We start from the raw sequence: 19,944 nt of genomic DNA on the forward strand, positions 1-19,944 counted from the left end.
GCCCCCCCCCCCCCCCCCCCCCGCCCGCGCGCCCCCCCCCCCCCCCGCCCCCCTGCTCCCGGCGGGCTCGAGGGTGCTCCCGGCGGGCCCGAAGGACGCGCCACCGGGCCGTCGCTCAGCTGGGAAGGCCGGTGGGCGGTGCGCAGTCGTCGGTGCGATGGCTCAGGAGGTTGACGACGCCGATGACGCCCTCGATCCGCCATGCCGACTGGAGGGCCTGCGCGACGTCGGTGCGCAGTTCGACGGTGCCTCGCAGGGTGACGACGCCGTCCCGGACGCCGACGTCGACCGCCTCTGGCGGCAGCCCCAGTTCGCGGACCACGACCTCGTCCCGCACCTCGCGGCGGATGTCGTCGTCCGTGCGCAGGAAGACCCGTAGCAGATCGCGCCGGGTGGCGATGCCGATGAGACGGTCCTCCTCGTCCACCACGGGCAGCCGTTCGATCCCATGACGCTCCATCATGCGGGCCGCGTCCGGGACCGGTTGCTCAGGGTGGATGGTGACCGCGGGCGTCGTCATGAGGTCCTCCGCCGTGACGGCCCGGCCCGGGCGGCCTCCGCCGGCCCGGGCCGCCTGTTCGCGCACGAGATCGGTTCCGGAGATCACGCCGAGCACCTTGTCGTCGTGGTCGACGACCGGCAGCCCACTGATCCGGTGGTGGTCCAGCAGCCGGACCACCTCCTTGAACGGTGTCGTCCGGCGTGCCTGGACGACCTCGCTGGTCATCACCTCGCCGACGGTGTGCGATGTCACGGCACGCTGCTCCTAGCGCTCCGGGCCGCCGCGCCACGGCGGCGGCGTGGCCGACCTGCGGGCCGCGTCCCCGCGGTGTGCGGCCCGTTCCGTCCGGGCGCGGAGCCGGTCCTGCAGCCGGTCGGCGAGCTCGTGCGCGCTCGCCTCGCGCGCGTGGACGACCACGAGGTCGCCGCCCACCCGGATCTCGGCCGCCGCGGTCCACGGGTGCTCGGCGTGGTGGGCCGCCGCCCGGGCGATCCGCACCTCGCCGCTGACGGGCGGCAGCCCCGGGCGGTCGAGCGCCGCGCCGACCTTCTCCTGGATGTAGGCGAGCGCGTCCGCGTCCACCTCGCCCTCGGCCCGCACCTGCACGGCGGCGGTGGTGGTGACGTCGTGGGTGCCGGTGTCCCTGGCAGTCATGTGCTCCACTCCTCGGATCGATTCCTCGATCTTCAGACTGCTGCGGGCGGCGGCCGCGGCCCAGGGCCACCCGGCCCCGCGGGTGGGACCGGGGGTCCCCGGCCGTCGAGCCTGGTCACGTATCGTCCCCTGAGCCGGACCGTTACCGTGGCACATGACGTGTGCGGTCTGCTGTCGGTGTGTCGGAAGGGACCTGGAGGATCAGCGGTGGGAAGCTCCGAGGAGTCGGGGGATGCCCGCGTGCGGCTGCCGCAGCTGCGGCTGGACGAGCTGCTGGGGGAACTCCAGGCCCGCGTCGACGCGGCCCGTGGCACCCGGGACCGGGTGCACAGTCTGCTGGAGGCGGTGCTCTCGGTCGGCCGGGAGCTGGAACTGGAACAGGCGCTGCACAGCATCGTGGACGCGGCGGCGACCCTGGTGGACGCGGAGTACGCGGCGCTGGGCGTGATCGGTCCCGACGGCCGGCTGTTGTCCGCGTTCCACACCTTCGGGGTGGGTGAGGAGGACATCGCCCGGATAGGGCCCTACCCCGAGGGGCACGGGATCCTGGGTGAGCTGATCCGCAACCCGGAGCCGCTGCGGCTGGCGAAGCTGTCCGAGCACGCGGCGTCGTACGGTTTCCCGCCCAACCATCCGCCGATGAGCACGTTCCTGGGCGTGCCGATCCGGGTGCGGGACCAGGTGTTCGGCAATCTGTACCTGACCGAGAAGCGGGGCGGTCTGGAGTTCGACGAGGAGGACGAGTCGGTTCTGTCGACCCTGGCCGTGGCGGCGGGTGTGGCGATCGACAACGCCCGGCTCTACGAGGAGTCCCGGCTGCGCGAGCGCTGGCTCCAGGCGAGCGCGGAGATCACCCGCAGCCTGATGTCCGGCAGCGAGCCCAACGACGTGCTCGCGCTGATCGCCGAACGCGCGCGGGAGATCACGGGCGCGGCCCTCGCCGTGGTCGCGGTCCCGATGCCGGGCACCGACGCGCTCTCCGTGGATCTGGCCATCGGCCGGGAGGCGGACGCGCACCGCGGACTGGTCCTGCCCGTGGACGACAGCCTGATCGGCCGCGCCTTCTCCTCCGCCGCTCCCGTCACCAGTCTGGACGTCTCCCGCGACGAGCGGGTGTCGGTGGCGGGCCCGCCGCGGTTCGCCGACCTCGGCCCGGCGGTGGCCGTGCCCATCGGCACCGGCGAGGGCGTACGGGGCGTGGTGCTGCTGGTCCGGGAGACGGGCCGGGCCCCGTTCACCGAGAAGGAGACCGACCCGCTGCGGGGTTTCGCCGCGCAGGCCGCCGTCGCCATGGAGCTCGCCGAGCGCCGTCAGGACGCCGAGCAGATCGCCCTGCTGGAGGATCGCGACCGGATCGCCCGGGACCTGCACGACCTGGCCATCCAGCGGCTGTTCGCCACCGGCATGACCCTGCAGAGCGCCGGCCGCTTCATCGACCACGCGGGCGCCAAGGAGCGCGTCCTGCGGGCCGTGGACGACCTCGACGAGACCATCAAGATCATCCGGTCGACGATCTTCGGCCTGCGCACGCACGGCGACGAGGCCGCCCCCGGCCTGCGGGCACGAGCCGTGCGGGTGGCCGGCGAGGCGGGGCGGGTCCTGGGCTTCGCCCCGAGCCTGCGCATGGAGGGGCTGCTGGACACCGACGTGCCCAGGGACATCGCCGACCATGTGGTCGCGGTCCTGTCCGAGTCCCTGACCAACATCGCCCGGCACGCGCACGCCGACCGCGCCGAGGTGGTGCTGGAGACGGACGGCAGGACGGTCCGCCTCACCGTCACCGACAACGGCGTCGGCATCCCGGCCGAGGGCCGCCGCAGCGGCCTGCGCAACATGGCCGAGCGGGCCCGCAAGCTGGGCGGCGACCTGAAGTGGACCAGCCCGTCCACCGGCGGCACCGTGCTGGAGTGGCGGGTGCCGATGGCGGACCGGTAGGGACGCGGGGGTGACGCGGGGGTAACGGGAACGGGCCCACCGGGACCTTGACTCTGGGCCGGTCGGCTCCTGTACGGGCAGGCCGTCGCGGAGTTGACTGGGACCGGGAGAGAAGCGGAGTTTTGGTATCCGGTACGGCTGCCGGCCCGAGGAGGCTGCGATGCCCGAACCACAGCTCGACGTCAGGACGGTGACCGCGCTGGTCGCCGCGGCCACGGCCGCCCCTTCCATGCACAACGCGCAGCCGTGGAGATTCCGCTTCCTGACCGACGCGTACACCCTTGAGTTGCGCGCCGATCTTCAGCGGGCCATGCGCCGCACCGATCCCGGCCACCGGGCCCTGCACATCGGATGCGGCGCGGCGCTGTTCAACCTGCGCGTCGCCGCCGCCCACGCGGGCCTCGGCACGGACGTACGGCTGCTGCCCGATCCGTCGGACCCGCTGCTGCTCGCCGCCGTGCGCCTCGCGGCACCCGCCGCGCGCCCCCCGGACGGCGCGCCGGGGGACGACGCGGCCGACCTGCGCCGGCTGCACCCGGCGATCGCCCGGCGGCACACCAGCCGGTACCCCTTCGAGGAGCGGGACGTACCCGAAGAGGTCCGCGCGGCGCTCGGGGCGGCGGCGGCCCGGGAGGGCGCCGAGCTGCTCTTCCCCGGGCCCTGGCACATCGAGGCCGTACTGGAGCTGGTCCAGGACGCGGAGAGCCGTGACGCCCTCGACCCGGCCGCCACCGAGGACCTGACCCGCTGGACCCGGATCGGCCCGGAGGCGGACGCCGCCGTCGACGGCGTCCCGGAGTACGCGTTCGGACCGCGCCGGCGCGACGGCAGGGCGCCGTTGCGCGACTTCGCCGGGCGCCGCCCGGTGGCCGATCGCGGCAGCACCTCCTTCGAAGAGCATCCCCACCTGGCCCTGCTGAGCACCCATGGGGACACACGGGCCGACTGGCTGCTGGCCGGACAGGCGCTGGAACGCGTCCTGCTGGAGGCCACCTCGGCCGGCCTCGCCACCTCCCTGACCTCCCACGCGCTGGAGAGCCCGGACCTGCGCCTGCTGGCCCGCGATCCGGTGACGGGCAAGGGCCACGTCCAGATGGTGCTGCGCCTCGGCTACGGCCCGAGCGGGCCCGCCACGCCCCGCCGCCCCGTCGACGAAGTCCTGGACATCGCCCAGCGGGTGCGGGAGGCGTAGCCGTACGTCGGGCGCCGTAGGCCGTACGTCGGGCACCGTATGGCGTGCGTCGGGCGCCGTACGCCGTACCTCCCGCGTCGCACGTATGCCGCACGTCGTGCGCCGTATGCCGCACGTCGCACGTCGGGCTCCGGGCAGCGAAGAGGGTGCGGCGGCGGGAGCAAAGCCGGAGCTCCCGGAGCCGTCGGGACGGTCGGGCCGGCGGGTAGGGCCGTACGGCCCCGGTTCGTCCGTACCGCCGGGCCCGACCGACCTGATCTGCCCAGCCGTTCGGCCTGGATCGGGCGGAACGACCCCCGCGGCAGGCTGATCAGCTGATAAACGAATTGCAGCTGCGATGCGTGAGCCGCACGCCCCAACGCCCGTACTGCCTGAGGAGACCCATGCTTTCGCCCGAGTCCGCCGCCGTCGTCCGCGCCACCCTGCCCGCCGTGGGCGGAGCCCTCGACGAGATCACGACTCGCTTCTACGGCACGATGTTCGCCGACCAACCCCAGTTGCTGGACGGCTTGTTCAACCGCGGCAACCAGGCCAGCGGTGAGCAACGCAAGGCGCTGGCCGGTTCCATCGCCGCCTTCGCCCAGGCGCTGCTGGCCGACCCCGACGCCCGCCCGGACGCGCTGCTGTCGCGGATCGCGCACAAGCACGCGGCCCTCGGCGTCACGGAGGACCAGTACACGATCGTCCACAAGTACCTGTTCCGGGCCATCGCCGACGTCCTCGGCGACGCGGTCACCCCCGAGGTCGCCGGCGCCTGGGACGAGGTGTACTGGCTGATGGCCGGCGCGCTCATCGCCCGGGAGGCCCGCCTCTACCAGGAGGCCGGCGTGGACCCGCGGCACCCCTGGCGGCAGTGGACCGTCGTCGAACGCCGGGAGGAGACCGACGACGTGGTGTCCTTCCTGCTGCGCCCGGCCGACGGCGAGCCCGTACCGCCCGCCCGGGCCGGCCAGTACGTCAGCGTCCGCGTCCTGATGCCCGACGGCGTCCACCAGCTGCGCCAGTACAGCCTCTCCGGTGCCCCCGGCGACCAGGTGCGCCGTATCACCGTCAAGCGCGTCGGGAGCGTGGCCGAGGCGCCCGAGGGCGAGGTCTCCAACCAGCTGCACCGCACCGTCCGCGCCGGTGACGAGCTCACCCTGTCGGCCCCGTTCGGCGACGTGGTCCTCGACGACTCCGACGCGCCGCTGCTGCTGGTGTCCGCCGGCATCGGGTGCACCCCGATGGCCGGCATGCTCGAACACCTCGCCGCCACCGGCTCCGGCCGCGAGGTGTGGGTCCTGCACGCCGACCGCAGCCCGGCCGAGCACGCCCTGCGCGCCGACACCCGCCGCCTGGTGGGCGAACTGGCCGACGCCCGGGCGGACTTCTGGTACGAGGAGGACGCGGACCGGGAACCCGGCGCCCGCGACGGCATGATGGACGTGAGCGCGCTGGCGCTGCCCGCCGACGCCGACGTCTACCTGTGCGGCTCGCTGCCCTTCATGCGCACCGTGCGCACCCAGCTGCTGAAGGCAGGCGTGGCCGCCCGCCGGATCCGCTACGAGGTCTTCGGCCCCGACCTGTGGCTGGCCCACGCGGAGGGCTGATCCAGGACGGCCACCTCCCCGTGGCCGTACGAAGCCCCCCGGCGGCACCGTCCGGCCGCCAGGGGGCTTCTCATGCCGTTGGCGCGGGGCCGGCCGGCGGATCGGCCGGCGGAACACTCGTCGGAGCAGTCGTCGGGCCGGGCCGGCGGGTCGACCGGCGGTCAGCCCGCGTCGGGGCGCGGGGCGGGCAGCATGGTCAGCAGCATGAGGGTGGGCTCCGTCGCGCGTACCGTGTGCGGCAGTCTGGCCGGCAGATGGATCCAGCTCCCGGGCAGCGCCTCGGTCTTCTCCTCGCCGAGGACCAGGTCGAGCCGGCCCTGGATCACCTGGATGACGACGGGCAGCGCCGAGGTGTGCTCGGTCAGTTCCTGGCCGGCGGCGAACGCGAAGCCGACCACGCGCAGCCGGTCGTCGCGGTACAGCACACGGCTGAGCGTGCCGTCCTCGGAGATGGGCAGCTCGGCGGCCAGGTCGTGGATCACGGTGGCGGGCATGGGAATGCCTCCTCGGTCGGCGGACGCGGTGGGTGTGGTGGACGCGGTGGCGGTGGGCCGGGCGACGAGGGCGATCGCACCCAGGTGGGCCCGGTGGCGGCGGAAGACCCGGCGCATGCGCAGCACCCGGCGCAGGGCCGCCGGATGGCGCAGGGCCCGGCCGGCGATGCCCAGGGTGTGTGTGAGCCCCTCGTCGGCGACCAGCCGCCGGGGCTCGAGCAGTGCCATCGGCGCGGTCCGCCGGCCGGTGACGATCAGGCCCTCGGCGGCGAGCAGTCCGCTCCATCCGGCCGGGGTGAGGGGACGGGCGCCGACGTGGATGGCGGCCGCGAGGTCCGCGGTGATCCGCTCGGCGAGCGCGGGGTCCAGGCCGTCGGGCAGCAGGCACAGTTCGTGCAGGGCGTACCGGCCGCGGGAGTCGTCGAGAAGGCGGCGTGCCTCCGCCACGATGCGGCGCTTGGCGGGCTCGGGCTGCATGGACAGCATCGCCTCGCCGTAGACGACGGTGGCCGTGCCGTCGGGCAGGCCGGTGTGCGCGGCGTCCGCCCGCACGGCACGCATTCCGGTGCGCCCGGGGGCGGTGAGGGCACTCAGCGCGGCCACCGCCGCGGGGTCGCGGTCCACCGCCGTATAGCCGGCCGGGCCCCGGGCGAGCGCCAACCGGGCGGTGGCCCCGAGGCCGCCCGCCAGCTCCACCACCCGGTCGTCCGGGCCGATGCGCAGGGCGTCCAGCATCCACCCGGTCAGCTCCACGCCGCCCGGGCGCAGAACCCGTTTGCCCAGGCGGGCCAGCAGCCAGTGACCGGGCATCCGCCCGGCGTCCAGGCCCTCGCCGGGTAGCGGGGCGGGCCCGGGAAGGGACCCTCCGTGGCCGGTGGTCGCCATGCGCGTGCCTCGCTTTCCGCCGGCGTTGTCACCTCACTCGCTCAAGCCTTGCTCAGGGCAGCCTAATTTCTTGCTTTGTCCCTGTATGGGGCCGAACGTCCCTGCTGCCGGGACCACCGACCCGGCGACCCGTCCGGTCACAGCAGGCTGCTCCAGTACGGCCAGAAGCGGGTCAGCGCGAGCACGGCGATCAGCCCGTACCAGGCGGCCAGGAGAATCCAGTGGGTGTCCAGCACCAGGGTGAGCAGGCGCCGTCCGCCGGCCGGCGCCGGGATGACGCGGTGCTTGAGGTTGTGCAGGGTGACGTACCAGAACAGCGCGATGGTCACGACCCAGACGACGGCGCAGTACGGGCAGATGCGGTTGAGCACGTACAGCGACTGCAGGATCAGCCAGTGCACGAACACCACCCCGGCCAGAGCCCCCGCGTTGAGCGCCAGCCACACCAGCCGGTGCAGCCGGGCCCCGGTCAGGACGGCCACGCCGAGGGCGCCGACGACCGCGAACGCCCCGAGGCCCAGCAGCATGTTGGGGAAGCCGAACAGACTGCCCTGCGCGCTCGCCATGGCGCTGCCGCAGCCCACCACCGGGCTGATGTCGCACGGCAGCTGGTAGCCGGGGTGCTTCAGCACCCGCCAGTCCTCGACCGCGAGCTGGAAGGCGGCGAGCCAGCCGACGGCGCCGGTGAGCGTCAGCAGCAGGCCCATGCGCCACCCCGGCCGTGCGGTGTGCACCGCGCTCACGCGGCGCGCCGGGCGCGCGGCTCGTGCGTCCCGCGCGGGACGGACGGCGTGGCGCCGTGGGCCACCGGTGGCGGGGTGGAGGCCCGGCGCCGGTAGACCAGGTACGGGCGGGCCAGATAACCGATCGGGACGCTCCACACGTGCACCAGGCGGGTGAAGGGCCAGGCCGCGAAGAGCAGACAGGCGCTCAGCGCGTGCAGCTGGAAGAGCAGCGGCGCGCCGGAGATCGCCTCCGGCTGCGGCTGGAGGGTGAAGACGCCGCGGAACCACACCGAGACGGTCTCCCGGTAGTCGTAGCCGCCGCCGAACACGTTGTGCGCTGCCGTGGCGGAGATGCCGAGCAGCACGGTGGCGGACAGCAGCGGGAAGAGGACCTTGTCGCTGCGGTCGGTGCCGAGCCGGATCCGCCGGGTCAGCAGCCGCCGGGCGCACAGCATGCCGAGCCCGGTCACCATGGCGACGCCCGCGACCGAGCCCGCCCACACGGCGGTGGTGTGGTAGGTGTGCTCGCTGATCCCGGCGGCCTCGGTCCAGGAGGCCGGGACCGCGAGCCCGACCACGTGCCCGGCGATCACCATGAACGCCCCGAGGTGGAACAGCGGGCTGCCCCAGCGCAGCCAGCGGTGCTCGAGCAACTGGCTGGTGCGCGAGGTCCAGCCGAACTGGTCCTGCCGGTAGCGCCAGACGTGCCCGACGGCGAACACGGCCAGACAGATGTAGGGGAAGGCGACCCAGAGCAGGAGGTCGGTTCCTGAAGCGTTCATCGAGGACCATCCGGAGACGACGTGAAGGGTGGCACAAGGGTGGGCGGGGCCTGGTCGGGCGGGACGAAGGTGCCGGGCGGGGCGAAGGTGCCCGGCGGGGCGAAGCTGCCGCCCGCGTACGGGTCCAGGCCGACGTCCTCGTTCGGCGGTCCCTCCGCGGCCAGTTCGGCCACGGCCGCGAGGTCGGCCTCGGTGGCCGGCGGCATCAGGGTGAGCAGCGCCGCCAGCAGGTGGCGGTAGGGCGAGTCCGCGTCGGTCAGCGCCCGGTGGATCAGTTCCAGTCCGCGCCGGTGCTGGCGCAGCGGGGCCTCGCCGGGGCCCGGCCCGGACAGCGCGGCGAACTCCAGCACCACCGGCAGGTGGTCGGGCAGTTCACCGCCGCCGGTCTCCCAGCCCGCGGCCCGGTAGCGCCGGCCCAGGGTGAGCAGGGCCATGCCCCGGCGGCGGGTGTCGCCGTGCAGGTAGTAGGTGAGGTAGAGGCTGCTCTTGCGGCGCAGGTCGAACATCTCGACGTAGTGCCGCTCGAGCGCCTCCGGCTCCTGGTCGGTGAACCAGCCGGTGAAGGCGGCCAGTTCGGCGGCGGCCGGGGACGGGGGCAGCGCCCGGACGGCGGCGACCACGGTGGGCCGCGCGGCGGCCAGCTCCGCGTCCGGGTACTGCAGCAGCAGCGACAGCAGCCGCAGCAGCAGGGCCCGGTCCTGGACCTCCTCGGGCGTGAGCCGGGACGGGCGGCGCACGGCCGCCCGCAGCCGGGTGCGCACGATGGCGGGGACGGTGGCGGGCAGCGGGCTCACGGGCGGCCTCCGGCGGGGGCTTCGGGGTTGCGGCGGCGCAGGGTGGGGATGCCGAGCATGACCTTCCGCTCGGCGGGCTCACCGGAGCTCTCCACCGGGCAGCGGTTCTCCATGGCGGTCAGTGCGGCCGCGTCCTCCTTGTGGGCGGCCGGGACGACGTACCGGTCCTTGTACTTGGCCACCGCCAGCAGCCGGTGCAGGTCCTCCGCCTCCCGGGCGGTCAGCCCGACGGCCTCGATCGCGGCCTCGTCGCCTGCCTCGCCCAGGGTCCGCTCCCGCATGTACGAGCGCAGCGCGGTCAGCTTCATCAGCACCCCCGCGACCACGTCGGTGTCCCCGGCGGTGAACAGCTCCGCCAGGTACTCCAGCGGGATGCGCAGCCGGGTGACGGCGGCGAACACATGGTCGGGGTCGTCCTGGTTGCCGCCCGCGACGGTGACCGCGTCCAGGACGGGGGAGAGCGGCGGCACGTACCAGACCATCGGCAGTGTGCGGTACTCCGGATGCAGGGGGAGCGCCACCTTGTACTTCGACACCAGCGCGTACACCGGGGAGCGGCGTGCGGCGTCCAGCCAGTCCTCGGGGATGCCGGCCTCCCGGGCCGCCGCGATCACCTCGGGGTCGGACGGGTCGAGGAAGACGTCGCGCTGGGCGTCCAGCAGGTCCCGCTCGTCCGGGGTCGCCGCGGCTGCGCCCACCTTGTCGGCGTCGTACAGCAGCAGCCCCAGGTAGCGCAGCCGGCCCACGCACGTCTCCGAGCAGACCGTGGGCTGCCCCGCCTCGATGCGCGGGAAGCAGAACGTGCACTTCTCCGCCTTGCCGGTGGCGTGGTTGACGTACACCTTCTTGTACGGGCACGCCGTCACGCACATCCGCCAGCCACGGCAGCGGTCCTGGTCGACCAGGACGATGCCGTCCTCCACCCGCTTGTACATCGCGCCGGACGGGCAGGCCGACACACAGGCCGGGTTGAGGCAGTGCTCGCACAGCCGGGGCAGATGGAACAGGAAGGTCTGCTCGAACTCGAACTTGACCTTCTCGGCCCACGCGCCGCTCAGGTTCGGGTCGCCGCCCGCGTGCTCGGGCGCACCGCCCAGGCCGTCCTCCCAGTTGGCGCCCCAGGTGATGGAGGTCGGCTTGCCGGTGAGGACCGAGCGGGGGCGGGCGACCGGCATGTCCGGGCCAGCCGGGGCGCTGACCAGGTTGTCGTAGTCGTACGTCACCGGCTCGTAGTAGTCCTCGATGGCCGGCAGGTCCGGGTTGGAGAACAGCGACAGCAGCCGCTTGACCCGGCCGCCGGAGCGCAGCACCAGCCGTCCCTTTCGGTCCAGCGTCCAGCCGCCCTTCCACTGGTCCTGGTCCTCGTAGCGGCGCGGATAGCCGACGCCCGGCTTGGTCTCGACGTTGTTGAACCAGGCGTACTCCACGCCGGTGCGGTTGGTCCAGGTCTGCTTGCAGGTGACCGAACAGGTGTGACACCCGATGCACTTGTCGAGGTTCATCACCATCGCGATCTGTGCCATCACGCGCATCTCAGTACTCCACTTGCTGGCTGCGGCGGCGGATGACGGTGACCTCGTCACGCTGGTTGCCGGTCGGGCCGTAGTAGTTGAAGGCGTAGGTGAACTGGGCGTAGCCGCCCGCCAGGTGGGTCGGCTTGAGCAGCAGCCGGGTCAGCGAGTTGTGGATGCCGCCGCGCTTGCCGCTGACCTCGGTCTTCGGCACGTTCACGTTGCGGTCCTGGGCGTGGTACATGTACACGGTGCCCTCGGGCATCCGGTGGGTGACCACGGCGCGGGCGGCGACGACGCCGTTGCGGTTGTACGCCTCGATCCACTCGTTGTCCCTGACGCCGATCTTCTCGGCGTCGGCGTTGGACATCCAGATCACCGGGCCGCCGCGGGACAGGTCGAGCATGTACTTGTTGTCCTGGTAGTTCGAGTGGATGGACCACTTGGAGTGCGGGGTCAGGTAGCGGACCGTGACCTCCGCCCGGCCGTCCTCGTTCAGATGCTCGTCGCCGTAGTGCCGGATCGCGTTCAACGGCGGCCGGTACGCGGGCAGTTGCTCACCCAGCTCGGCCATCCAGTCGTGCTGGACGAAGAAGTGCTGGCGGCCGGTGAGGGTGTGCCAGGGCTTCTTGTGCTCGACGTTGATCACGAAGGGGGAGTAACGGCGCCCGCCGGTCTCCGAGCCCGACCACTCGTACGAGGTCATCACGGAGCGGGGCTGGGTGCGGGTGTCGGCGAACGTGATCCGCTCGGCCTCGCGTTCGGAGGCCAGCTCCACCAGGCCCTCGCTGCCGGTCTGCCGCTCCAGCTCCCGGAAACCCTCGGTCGCCAGGCGGCCGTTGGTGGTGCCGGACAGCGCGAGGATCGCCTCGCACATGTCGGTGGCGGTGGCCAGGGCGGGACGCCCGGCGGCGATCCCGTCCCGCACGGTTCCGCAGCGGTGCCGCAGCTCCTCGATCTCCCGGTCCGGGTGGACGGTGATGCCCTTGGTGGTCGTACCCAGGGTGTCCAGGAGAGGTCCGACCGCCCGGATCTTCTGCGCCACGGCCGCGTAGTCCCGCTCGACCACGACCAGCTTCGGCATCGTCCGGCCCGGAATCGGCTCGCACTCGCCGGTCTTCCAGTCCCGGACCACCCCGCCCGGCTGGGCGAGTTCGTCCGGGGTGTCGTGCGCCAGCGGAACGGCCAGGACGTCGGTGCGGGTGCCCAGGTGTTCGGCGGCCAGCTCACTGAACCGGTCGGCGATGGTCAGGAAGGTGTCGTAGTCGGTGCGGGCCTGCCAGGGCGGGGCGATGGCCGGGGTGAAGGCGTGCACGAAGGGGTGCATGTCCGTGCTGGACAGGTCGTCCTTCTCGTACCAGGTCGCGGCCGGCAGGACCACGTCGGAGAGCAGGCCGGTGGAGGTCATCCGGAAGTCCATGGAGACCAGCAGGTCGAGCTTGCCCTCGGGGGCCTCCTCGTGCCACACCACCTCCTCGGGACGCTCCCCGGGCGGGGTCTCGGCGGAGCGGACCGCCGCGTCCGTGCCCAGCAGATGGCGCAGGAAGTACTCGTTGCCCTTGCCGGAGGAGCCCAGCAGGTTCGCCCGCCACACGGTCAGCACCCGGGGGAAGTTGGCCGGGTCGTCCGGGTCCTCGGCGGCGAACCGCAGCCGCCCGGACTTCAGTTCGTCCACGATGTGCTCGGCGACTTCGCGGCCCTGGGCCGCCGCCTCGTCGGCCAGGTCCAGCGGGTTGCGGTTGAAGCCGGGGTGGCCCGGCGTCCAGCCCAGCCGCACGGCCTGCGCCAGGCAGTCCGCGAACGCCTTGCCCTTGAACCGGCCCGCGCCGAGCGGCGAGGCCAGCTCGTCGGGGCCGAAGGCCTCGTAGCGCCACTGGTCGGTGTTCAGATACCAGTAGGAGGTGCCCGCCATGTGCCGGGTGGGCCGCTGCCAGTCGAAGGCGAACGCCAGGTGCTGGAAGCCGGTCAGCGGACGGACCTTCTCCTGCCCCACGTAGTGCGCCCAGCCGCCGCCGTTGACGCCCTGGCAGCCGGTCATCGTGGTCAGTGCGAGAAAGGCCCGGTAGATCGTGTCGGAGTGGAACCAGTGGTTGGTGCCCGCGCCCATCGCGATCATCGACCGGCCGTTCGTACGCTCGGCGTTGCGGGCGAACTCCCGGGCGATCCGGGCCGCCTGCTCGGCCGGGACGGAGGTGATGGTCTCCTGCCAGGCCGGCGTGTACGGCTGGCTCGCGTCCTCGTACGAGGCGGGCCAGCTGCCCGGCAGACCGGGCCGGGCCACACCGTACTGGGCGAGCATGAGATCGAAGACGGTGGTGACGAGGTGCCCGCCGAGCCGCCGGGCGGGCACCCCGCGCACCATCACCGAGCCGCCCTCGGTGGCCCCTTCGTCGAACCGGGGCAGTGCGACCTCGACCGTCTCGTCGGCCCGCTCCAGCAGGCTCAACTCGGGCTCCACGCCCTCCAGGTCGAGGTTCCAGCGGCCTCGCCCGGCTTCCCCCCACCGGAAGCCGAGCGAGCCGCCCGGGACCACCGGCTCGCCGGTGGCCCGGTCCAGCAGCACCGTCTTGAACTCGGCGTTCTCCGAGTCCTCGGCGTGCTCGGCTTGCTCTGCGTTCTTCGCGTGCTCTGCGTTCTTCGCGGCCTCGCCGCCGAGGTCGGCGGCGGTCAGGAAGCCGCCGGGGACGAGCCCGTGCGCGCTCTCGCGCAGGGTCACCAGGAACGGTGCGTCGGTGTACGTCCGCAGGTAGTCGCGGAAGTAGGGCACTTCGCGGTCGACGAGGAACTCGCGGAGGATCACATGCCCCATGGCCATCGCCAGCGCCCCGTCGGTGCCCGGGTGCGGCGCCAGCCACTCGTCGGCGAACTTCACATTGTCCGCGTAGTCGGGGCTGACCGCGACGACCTTGGTGCCGTTGTAGCGGGTCTCGGTCAGGAAGTGCGCGTCCGGGGTCCGGGTGACGGGGATGTTGGAACCCCACATCACCAGGTAGCCCGCGTTCCACCAGTCGGCCGCCTCGGGGACGTCCGTCTGGTCGCCGAACACCTGCGGCGAGGCGACCGGCAGGTCGGCGTACCAGTCGTAGAACGACAGCAGCGTGCCGCCTATCAGCGACATGAACCGGGAGCCGGCCGCGAAGGACGCCATGGACATCGCCGGGATCGGCGAGAAGCCCGCCACCCGGTCGGGGCCGTGGGCCTTGATGGTGTGGACATGGGCGGCGGCCACCAGCTCGGCCACCTCGTCCCAGTCCGCGCGTACCAGCCCGCCCTTGCCGCGGGCCCGCTTGTACGCCCGCGCCTTCGCCGGATCCCCGGTGATCTCCGCCCATGCCGCCACGGGATCCCCGAGCCGGCGCCGGGCCTCCCGCCACAGCTTCAGCAACGCACCCCGCACGTACGGGTAGCGCACCCGGCTGGGGGAGTAGGTGTACCAGGAGAACGAGGCGCCGCGCGGGCAGCCGCGCGGCTCGTACTCGGGGCAGTCCGCGCCGATCGACGGGTAGTCGGTGGCCTGGTGCTCCCAGGTGATGATGCCGTCCTTGACGTACACCATCCACGAGCAGGACCCGGTGCAGTTCACGCCGTGCGTGGAGCGCACGACCTTGTCATGGGCCCAGCGGTCCCGGTAGAAGCCCTCCCACTTGCCGTCGTTCTCGCCGAAGACGGCGCGCCCGTCGGCGGAGACCTCGCTACGGGTGAGCAGCCGGCGGGCGGCAAGCGGCCAGCCCTCTCCGGCACGCGGCTCCCGCTGCCGTGCGTTTTCGTCGTTCTCCATGGCAGGGAACGCTAGAGGTCCCCCCACCTGGTGATCCTTGGGCCGAAGGCCCCCCGCCCGCAGCCCAAAGGCCCCGGCCCGCCCACCGGGTCAGGGACCAATGGCCCTGCAGCGAGGGCCTCTCGGCGGCCCGGAGACCCGCCCCGCGCGGTGCAAGCTGGCGCTGATCGAATCGGAGGCAGCGCATGTACCACCGCACCCAGTGCCGGCCCGGCCCCATCCCCCGTCCCAGGCCGGGGCAGACACGGCGTACGACATGTGCCGCCCTCCGATTCGGTCCCCGTCCGGCCGCCGGCCATGTCTGCCCTGACTCCCGGCCGGCCGGACACATCCGTACGGACCACCGGTGACCCCGGGCCGGCCGCCCCGGAACGGGGCGGCGTCCGGCGGCGGCCTTCCGGCCGCGGACCGCCATGCGCCGCGTGCCGGGCGGTCCGCCCGGGACGGCTCGGCGGCGCCTGCCGGGCGGGCGGCCGTGGACGCACCGGTGATGCGTGCCGGGCAGGCAGTCGAGCCCGGGCCGGCGGAGAGCGACGGGCGGGCACCCGGCCACGGACCGGCGGACAGTGCCGGGCGGGCGGCAGCGGGCGCGCCCGCGCCACGTCGCGCGCGGGTGTCCGGTGGTGGGCAGGCGGCCACCGGCGGGACCGTGGTCCGCCGGCAGCACCAGGACGTGGCGGACCGGCCGTTCATCGTGATCTGGGAGTCCACCCGGGCCTGCCCGCTGGCCTGTCTGCACTGCCGGGCCGAGGCGGTTCCCGACCGCGACCCCCTGGAGCTGGACACGGAGGCGGCCAAGGACCTGATGCGGCAGATCGCCGCCTTCGGGCACCCGGCCCCGCTGTTCGTGATCACCGGCGGCGACCCGTTCCAGCGGCCCGACCTGCTCGAACTCGTCGCATACGGCAAGGAGGCCGGCGTCCGCGTCGCCGTCTCGCCCTCGGGCACCCCGACGCTCACGCCCGAGCGGCTGCGCGAGGTGCACGAGGCGGGTGCGGCCGGACTCTCGCTCAGCCTGGACGGTTCGACCCCCGAACTGCACGACGGCTTCCGGGGCGTGCCCGGCGTCTACCGCTGGACGCTCGACGCCTGGGACGCCGCCCGCGCCCTGGGCATGAAGGTGCAGATCAACACCACCGTCACCCGCCACAACCTGCACGACCTGCCCGACGTCGTGCGCCTGGTGCACGCCCACGGCGCGATGCTGTGGAGCGCCTTCCTGCTGGTACCGACCGGACGGGGCACCGCACTTGGCGTACTGACGGCCCAGGAGACCGAGGACGTCCTGAACTTCGTGTACGACGTCGGCCTGACCGTGCCCGCCAAGACCACCGAGGCCCACCACTTCCGTCGCGTCGCCCTGCAACGGCGCATCCTCGCCGACCGCGGCGAGGACCACGAGAGCGTGCTCGGGCTGGGCCCGCTCTACCGCCGGCTGCGCGACCGGACGGCCGAACTGGGTCTGGCCGACGGCGGACGCAGGGCCCGCCGGCCGCCCCTCGACGTCAACGCCGGCCGCGGCTTCGTCTTCGTCTCGCACATCGGGACCGTGCACCCCAGCGGGTTCCTGCCGCTCGGCGCGGGCAGCGTGCGCGAACGGCCGCTGACCGAGATCTACCGCACCTCCGAGCTGTTCACCGGCCTGCGCGACGCCGACCGGCTGGGCGGCCGGTGCGGTTCCTGCGAGTTCCGCCGGGTCTGCGGCGGCTCCCGGTCCCGCGCCTACGGCCTGACCGGCGACCCCTACGCCGAGGAACCCTGGTGCGGCTACGTCCCCGGGTCCTTCCCGCACCAGCGGGAACTGGCCGAGCTGCTGTCCGGGCCGGCGGCGCGGCGCGGCGACGGAAACGGCGACGGCAGCGGAAACGGCGACGGAAACGGCGACGGAAACGGCGACCGGCGGGCACTACAGCGAGGAAAGTCGTGAGCGGAGTCGACGACGGGCCCCGGACGGACGGACGCAGACAGCTCCCGCTCATCCAGCCGGGCGACGGCGGTGGTGCCCGTCCCAGCCGCTTCAAGCAGTCCGCCCTGCGGGCACGCCATCTGCGGGCGCACATCCTGGTCGCCGGCTGGGCGGGCCTCGCCCTGCTCGCGGCCACCGCGCAAGGGACCCTGCCGGTCGCCCGCTGGCTGGCCATCCACCTCTTCCTGCTGGGCGCGGCCACCAGCGCGATCGTCGTCTGGAGCGAGCACTTCGCGGTGGCGATGCTGCACGCCCGGCTGCCCGACCGGCGGTGGAGCGCGGTGCGGCTGTACGGGGTCAACCTGGCCGTGGCCGGGGTGATCCTCGGCGTGTGGACCGACCTGCCCGTGCTCACCGGCACGGCCGCCGCCGGCCTGATCACCGCCGTCACCGCGCACCTGGTCGTGCTGGTACGGCTGGGCCGGGGCGCGCTGGGCGGCCGGCTGGCCCCGATCGCCGACTTCTACCGGGCCGCCGCGGGGGCCCTGGTCGCCGCCGCCGTACTCGGCGGGCTGCTCGGCACCGGCACCGCACCCGTGGGCCTGCACTCCGGGCTGCGGCTGGCCCACATCCACCTCGCCCTGCTCGGCTGGATCGGTCTGCCCGTCCTGGGCACTCTGCTCATGCTCTGGCCCACCGTCCTCGGCGTCCGCATGCACGACAGCACCACGCGGGCGGCCCGCCGGCTGCTGGCGCTCACCGGCGGCGGCCTGGCGGCCGCGGCGGCCGGCCTGGCGGCCGGGCCGGGGGCCGTATGGCGCGCCGCGGTGGTGGCCGGGCTCGCCGCCTACGCCGGCGGAGTCGCACTCGCCGTGCGGCTGTTCGTGGTCACCGTGCGGCGCGGCCGCAGGCCGGTCTCGGCCGCGGCCGCCTGGACGCTGGCCGCGTCCGCCGCGTGGCTGGCCATCGCGGTGACCGCCGACCTCGTCCTGTTCGCCACCCACACCCCGGCGGCCGCACAGAACGGCGTCGACACCCTTGTCCCGCTGCTCCTCCTGGGCTTCGTCGCCCAGGTCCTCGTCGGCGCGCTGACGTATCTGCTGCCGATCGTCCTGTCCGGCGGTCCGAAGGAGCGGGCCGGACTCCGCGCGGTGCTGGAGCGGGCCTGGGCGCCCCGGCTGGCCGCCCTCAACCTGGCCGTCGCCCTGCTCGCCCTGCCACTGCCGGACCCCGCCGCGACGGTGGGGACCGTGCTTGCCGCGACGGCCGTGGTGGCGTTCCTCGCCCCTGTCGTGGCCGTACTGGCCCGCCGCGACCGGCCGGACACGCCGTCCCCGCTGCCCGCGCTGCTCGGCACGGCCGCGGGTGCGGTCGTCACCGTACTGGCGGTGCTGGTGGCGAACAGCGGGAGCGCGGGCGGGACTTCGGACAATGCAGCGGGCCCGGCGGGAGGCGGCGTCGCCACCACCACCCGTACGGTGGCCGTCTCCCTGCGCGACATGCGGATCGTCCCGAGCCGGATCGAGGTCGCCCGGGGCACCGCCCTGCGCCTTCGGGTCACCAACCGCGACGCACAGCGGCACGACCTCAAGGTCGAGGACGGCCCCGCCACTTCGCTGCTCTCCGGCGGGCAGTCCCGCACCCTCGACCTCGGCACGGTCACCACCGGCCGCAGGGCGTGGTGCACGGTGCCGGGCCACCGTGCCGCCGGCATGACCCTGGACATCGTCGTCAGCGGCACCGCACCGGGCGGCACGCAGGCCGGCGCGGGCGGCACGGGGGACATGGGTGACATGCAGGGCGCCATGGGTGACATGGGTGACATGGGCGGCGCACAGGGCCACACCGGCCACTCCACGACCACCACGGCGAGCCCCGGTCTCGACCTCGCCGCCGGCTTCTCGGCCGGCTGGCACCCGCGCTCCGCCGCCCTGCCCGCGGCGGCAGCCGCCAAGGTGCACAAGATCGAACTGCACGTCTCCCACCGCACGGTCGAGGTGGCCCCGGGCGTGAAGCAGCAGATGTGGACCTTCGGCGGCACCGCCCCCGGACCCACCCTGCGCGGCAGGGTCGGCGACTTCTTCGAGGTCACCCTCGTCAACGACGACCCCACGATGGGCCACGGCATCGACTTCCACGCCGGCGCGCTCGCCCCGGACGGTCCGATGCGCACCATCCAGCCCGGGCAGCGGCTGGTCTACCGCTTCCGCGCCGACCGGGCCGGGGCGTGGCTGTACCACTGCAGCACCATGCCCATGCTCCAGCACATCGGAAACGGCATGTACGGAGCGGTCGTCGTCGATCCGCCCGGCCTGGCCAGGGCCGACCAGGAGTACGTGCTGGTCTCCTCCGAGCTGTACCTGGGCACACCGGGCAGCGCCGCCCAGGTCGCGAAGATGCGCGCGGACACCCCGGACGCCTGGATGTTCAACGGCGTCGCCGACCAGTACGCCAAGGCGCCGCTGACCGCGCGCGCCGGGCAGCGGGTCCGCTTCTGGGTGGTCGCGGCCGGGCCGAGCGACGGCGTCTCCTTCCATGTCGTGGGCACCGTCTTCGACACCGTCTACAAGGAGGGCGCCTACCTGCTCAGGCCGAAGGACGCGGGCGGTTCCCAGGCTCTGGACCTGGCACCGGCCCAGGGCGGCTTCGTCGAGACGGTGTTCCCGCAGGCCGGCCACTACTCGTTCGTCGACCACGACATGCGCCGTGCCGAGGCCGGGGCGCACGGCATGGTGGAGGTGAAGTGATGGGTGGGGTGGGCCTGTGGCAGCTGGTGCGCTTCCTGCACGTGACCGGCGCCGTGCTCTGGGTCGGAGGCCAGCTGGCGCTGTCGCTGGTGGTGCTCCCGCTGTCCCGCCGGATGCTGTCCGAGGACACCCGGGAGCGCTTCGCCGCAGACGTGGGGCGACGGTTCGGCATTCTGACGGGGGCGCTGTTCCTGCCGGTGCAGCTGGGCACCGGCTGGGCCCTCGCCCGGCACAAGGGCGTCACCTGGGCCTCGCTCGCCGAACCCGGCTACGGACGCACCCTCGCCGCCAAGCTCGGCCTGTTCGTCCTGGTGATGCTCGCGGCGGCCGCGCACGGCTGGGCGTACTCCAAGGGCCGCGCCGAACTCGCCCGGGCCCTGGCCGTGGCCTCGCTGGCCGGCTCCCTCGGCGTCGTCCTGCTCGCCACCGCCCTGCCCGCCACCTGACCCG

14 protein-coding genes are annotated in these 19,944 nt (G+C 73.7%); 6 read left to right on the top strand and 8 right to left on the bottom strand.

Features of this window, described 5'->3' with window-relative positions; all coding sequences use genetic code 11:
- Positions 1-115 precede the first annotated feature (115 nt).
- Together ACH4UM_RS39895 and ACH4UM_RS39900 are read right to left on the bottom strand one after the other, a co-directional pair.
- On the bottom strand, positions 116-754 hold the full coding sequence (locus ACH4UM_RS39895) for a CBS domain-containing protein (protein WP_398190986.1): 639 nt from the start codon (positions 752-754) through the stop codon (positions 116-118).
- A 12-nt stretch (positions 755-766) separates the two neighbouring features.
- Complete coding sequence (locus ACH4UM_RS39900) at positions 767-1,156, bottom strand: hypothetical protein (protein WP_398190989.1); 390 nt, start codon at positions 1,154-1,156, stop codon at positions 767-769.
- Between the two features lie 207 nt (positions 1,157-1,363).
- Here ACH4UM_RS39900 and ACH4UM_RS39905 point away from each other — a divergent pair, with 207 nt between their 5' ends.
- The 3 genes from ACH4UM_RS39905 to ACH4UM_RS39915 all read left to right on the top strand — a co-directional run bounded on the left by ACH4UM_RS39905 (position 1,364) and on the right by ACH4UM_RS39915 (position 5,872).
- Entirely contained in the window at positions 1,364-3,091 is a 1,728-nt protein-coding gene (locus ACH4UM_RS39905; RefSeq protein WP_398190992.1) for a GAF domain-containing protein, read from the top strand.
- 160 nt (positions 3,092-3,251) lie between these two features.
- Entirely contained in the window at positions 3,252-4,283 is a 1,032-nt protein-coding gene (locus ACH4UM_RS39910) for an Acg family FMN-binding oxidoreductase (protein WP_398190995.1), read from the top strand.
- Positions 4,284-4,666: 383 nt separating this feature from the next.
- On the top strand, positions 4,667-5,872 hold the full coding sequence (locus ACH4UM_RS39915; RefSeq protein WP_398190998.1) for a globin domain-containing protein: 1,206 nt from the start codon (positions 4,667-4,669) through the stop codon (positions 5,870-5,872).
- Positions 5,873-6,033: 161 nt separating this feature from the next.
- Here ACH4UM_RS39915 and ACH4UM_RS39920 read toward each other — a convergent pair whose 3' ends face one another.
- The 6 genes from ACH4UM_RS39920 to ACH4UM_RS39945 all read right to left on the bottom strand — a co-directional run bounded on the left by ACH4UM_RS39920 (position 6,034) and on the right by ACH4UM_RS39945 (position 14,841).
- Complete coding sequence (locus ACH4UM_RS39920; protein ID WP_398191001.1) at positions 6,034-7,251, bottom strand: methyltransferase domain-containing protein; 1,218 nt, start codon at positions 7,249-7,251, stop codon at positions 6,034-6,036.
- A 137-nt stretch (positions 7,252-7,388) separates the two neighbouring features.
- A complete protein-coding gene (locus tag ACH4UM_RS39925; protein ID WP_398191003.1) occupies positions 7,389-7,994 on the bottom strand; it encodes a vitamin K epoxide reductase family protein in 606 nt (201 codons plus the stop codon).
- Positions 7,991-8,758, bottom strand: coding sequence for a respiratory nitrate reductase subunit gamma (gene narI / locus ACH4UM_RS39930; RefSeq protein ID WP_398191006.1), 768 nt, complete (start codon positions 8,756-8,758; stop codon positions 7,991-7,993). The genes ACH4UM_RS39925 and narI overlap by 4 nt, the downstream gene beginning before the upstream one ends.
- Complete coding sequence (gene narJ / locus ACH4UM_RS39935) at positions 8,755-9,552, bottom strand: nitrate reductase molybdenum cofactor assembly chaperone (protein WP_398191009.1); 798 nt, start codon at positions 9,550-9,552, stop codon at positions 8,755-8,757. The genes narI and narJ overlap by 4 nt, the downstream gene beginning before the upstream one ends.
- Entirely contained in the window at positions 9,549-11,084 is a 1,536-nt protein-coding gene (gene narH / locus ACH4UM_RS39940; protein ID WP_398191012.1) for a nitrate reductase subunit beta, read from the bottom strand. Before narH ends, narJ begins: the two co-directional genes overlap by 4 nt.
- Before the next feature lies 1 nt (position 11,085).
- Positions 11,086-14,841 (bottom strand): nitrate reductase subunit alpha, encoded by a 3,756-nt coding sequence (locus ACH4UM_RS39945; RefSeq protein ID WP_398191015.1) that lies wholly within the window; start codon positions 14,839-14,841, stop codon positions 11,086-11,088.
- A gap of 475 nt (positions 14,842-15,316) precedes the next feature.
- On the opposite strand from ACH4UM_RS39945, the gene ACH4UM_RS39950 reads away from it, so the two are divergent.
- The 3 genes from ACH4UM_RS39950 to ACH4UM_RS39960 are packed head-to-tail and all read left to right on the top strand — an operon-like array spanning position 15,317 to position 19,940.
- A complete protein-coding gene (locus ACH4UM_RS39950; RefSeq protein WP_398191018.1) occupies positions 15,317-16,768 on the top strand; it encodes a TIGR04053 family radical SAM/SPASM domain-containing protein in 1,452 nt (483 codons plus the stop codon).
- Positions 16,765-19,494: a multicopper oxidase domain-containing protein gene (locus ACH4UM_RS39955; protein WP_398191020.1), complete on the top strand. Its 2,730-nt coding sequence runs from the start codon at positions 16,765-16,767 to the stop codon at positions 19,492-19,494. The genes ACH4UM_RS39950 and ACH4UM_RS39955 overlap by 4 nt, the downstream gene beginning before the upstream one ends.
- Positions 19,494-19,940, top strand: a complete 447-nt coding sequence (locus ACH4UM_RS39960; RefSeq protein ID WP_398191023.1) for a hypothetical protein — start codon at positions 19,494-19,496, stop codon at positions 19,938-19,940. Before ACH4UM_RS39955 ends, ACH4UM_RS39960 begins: the two co-directional genes overlap by 1 nt.
- The last annotated feature ends 4 nt before the right edge of the window (positions 19,941-19,944 follow it).

The organism is Streptomyces sp. NPDC020801, from assembly GCF_044334385.1.
Lineage (GTDB): Bacteria > Actinomycetota > Actinomycetes > Streptomycetales > Streptomycetaceae > Streptomyces.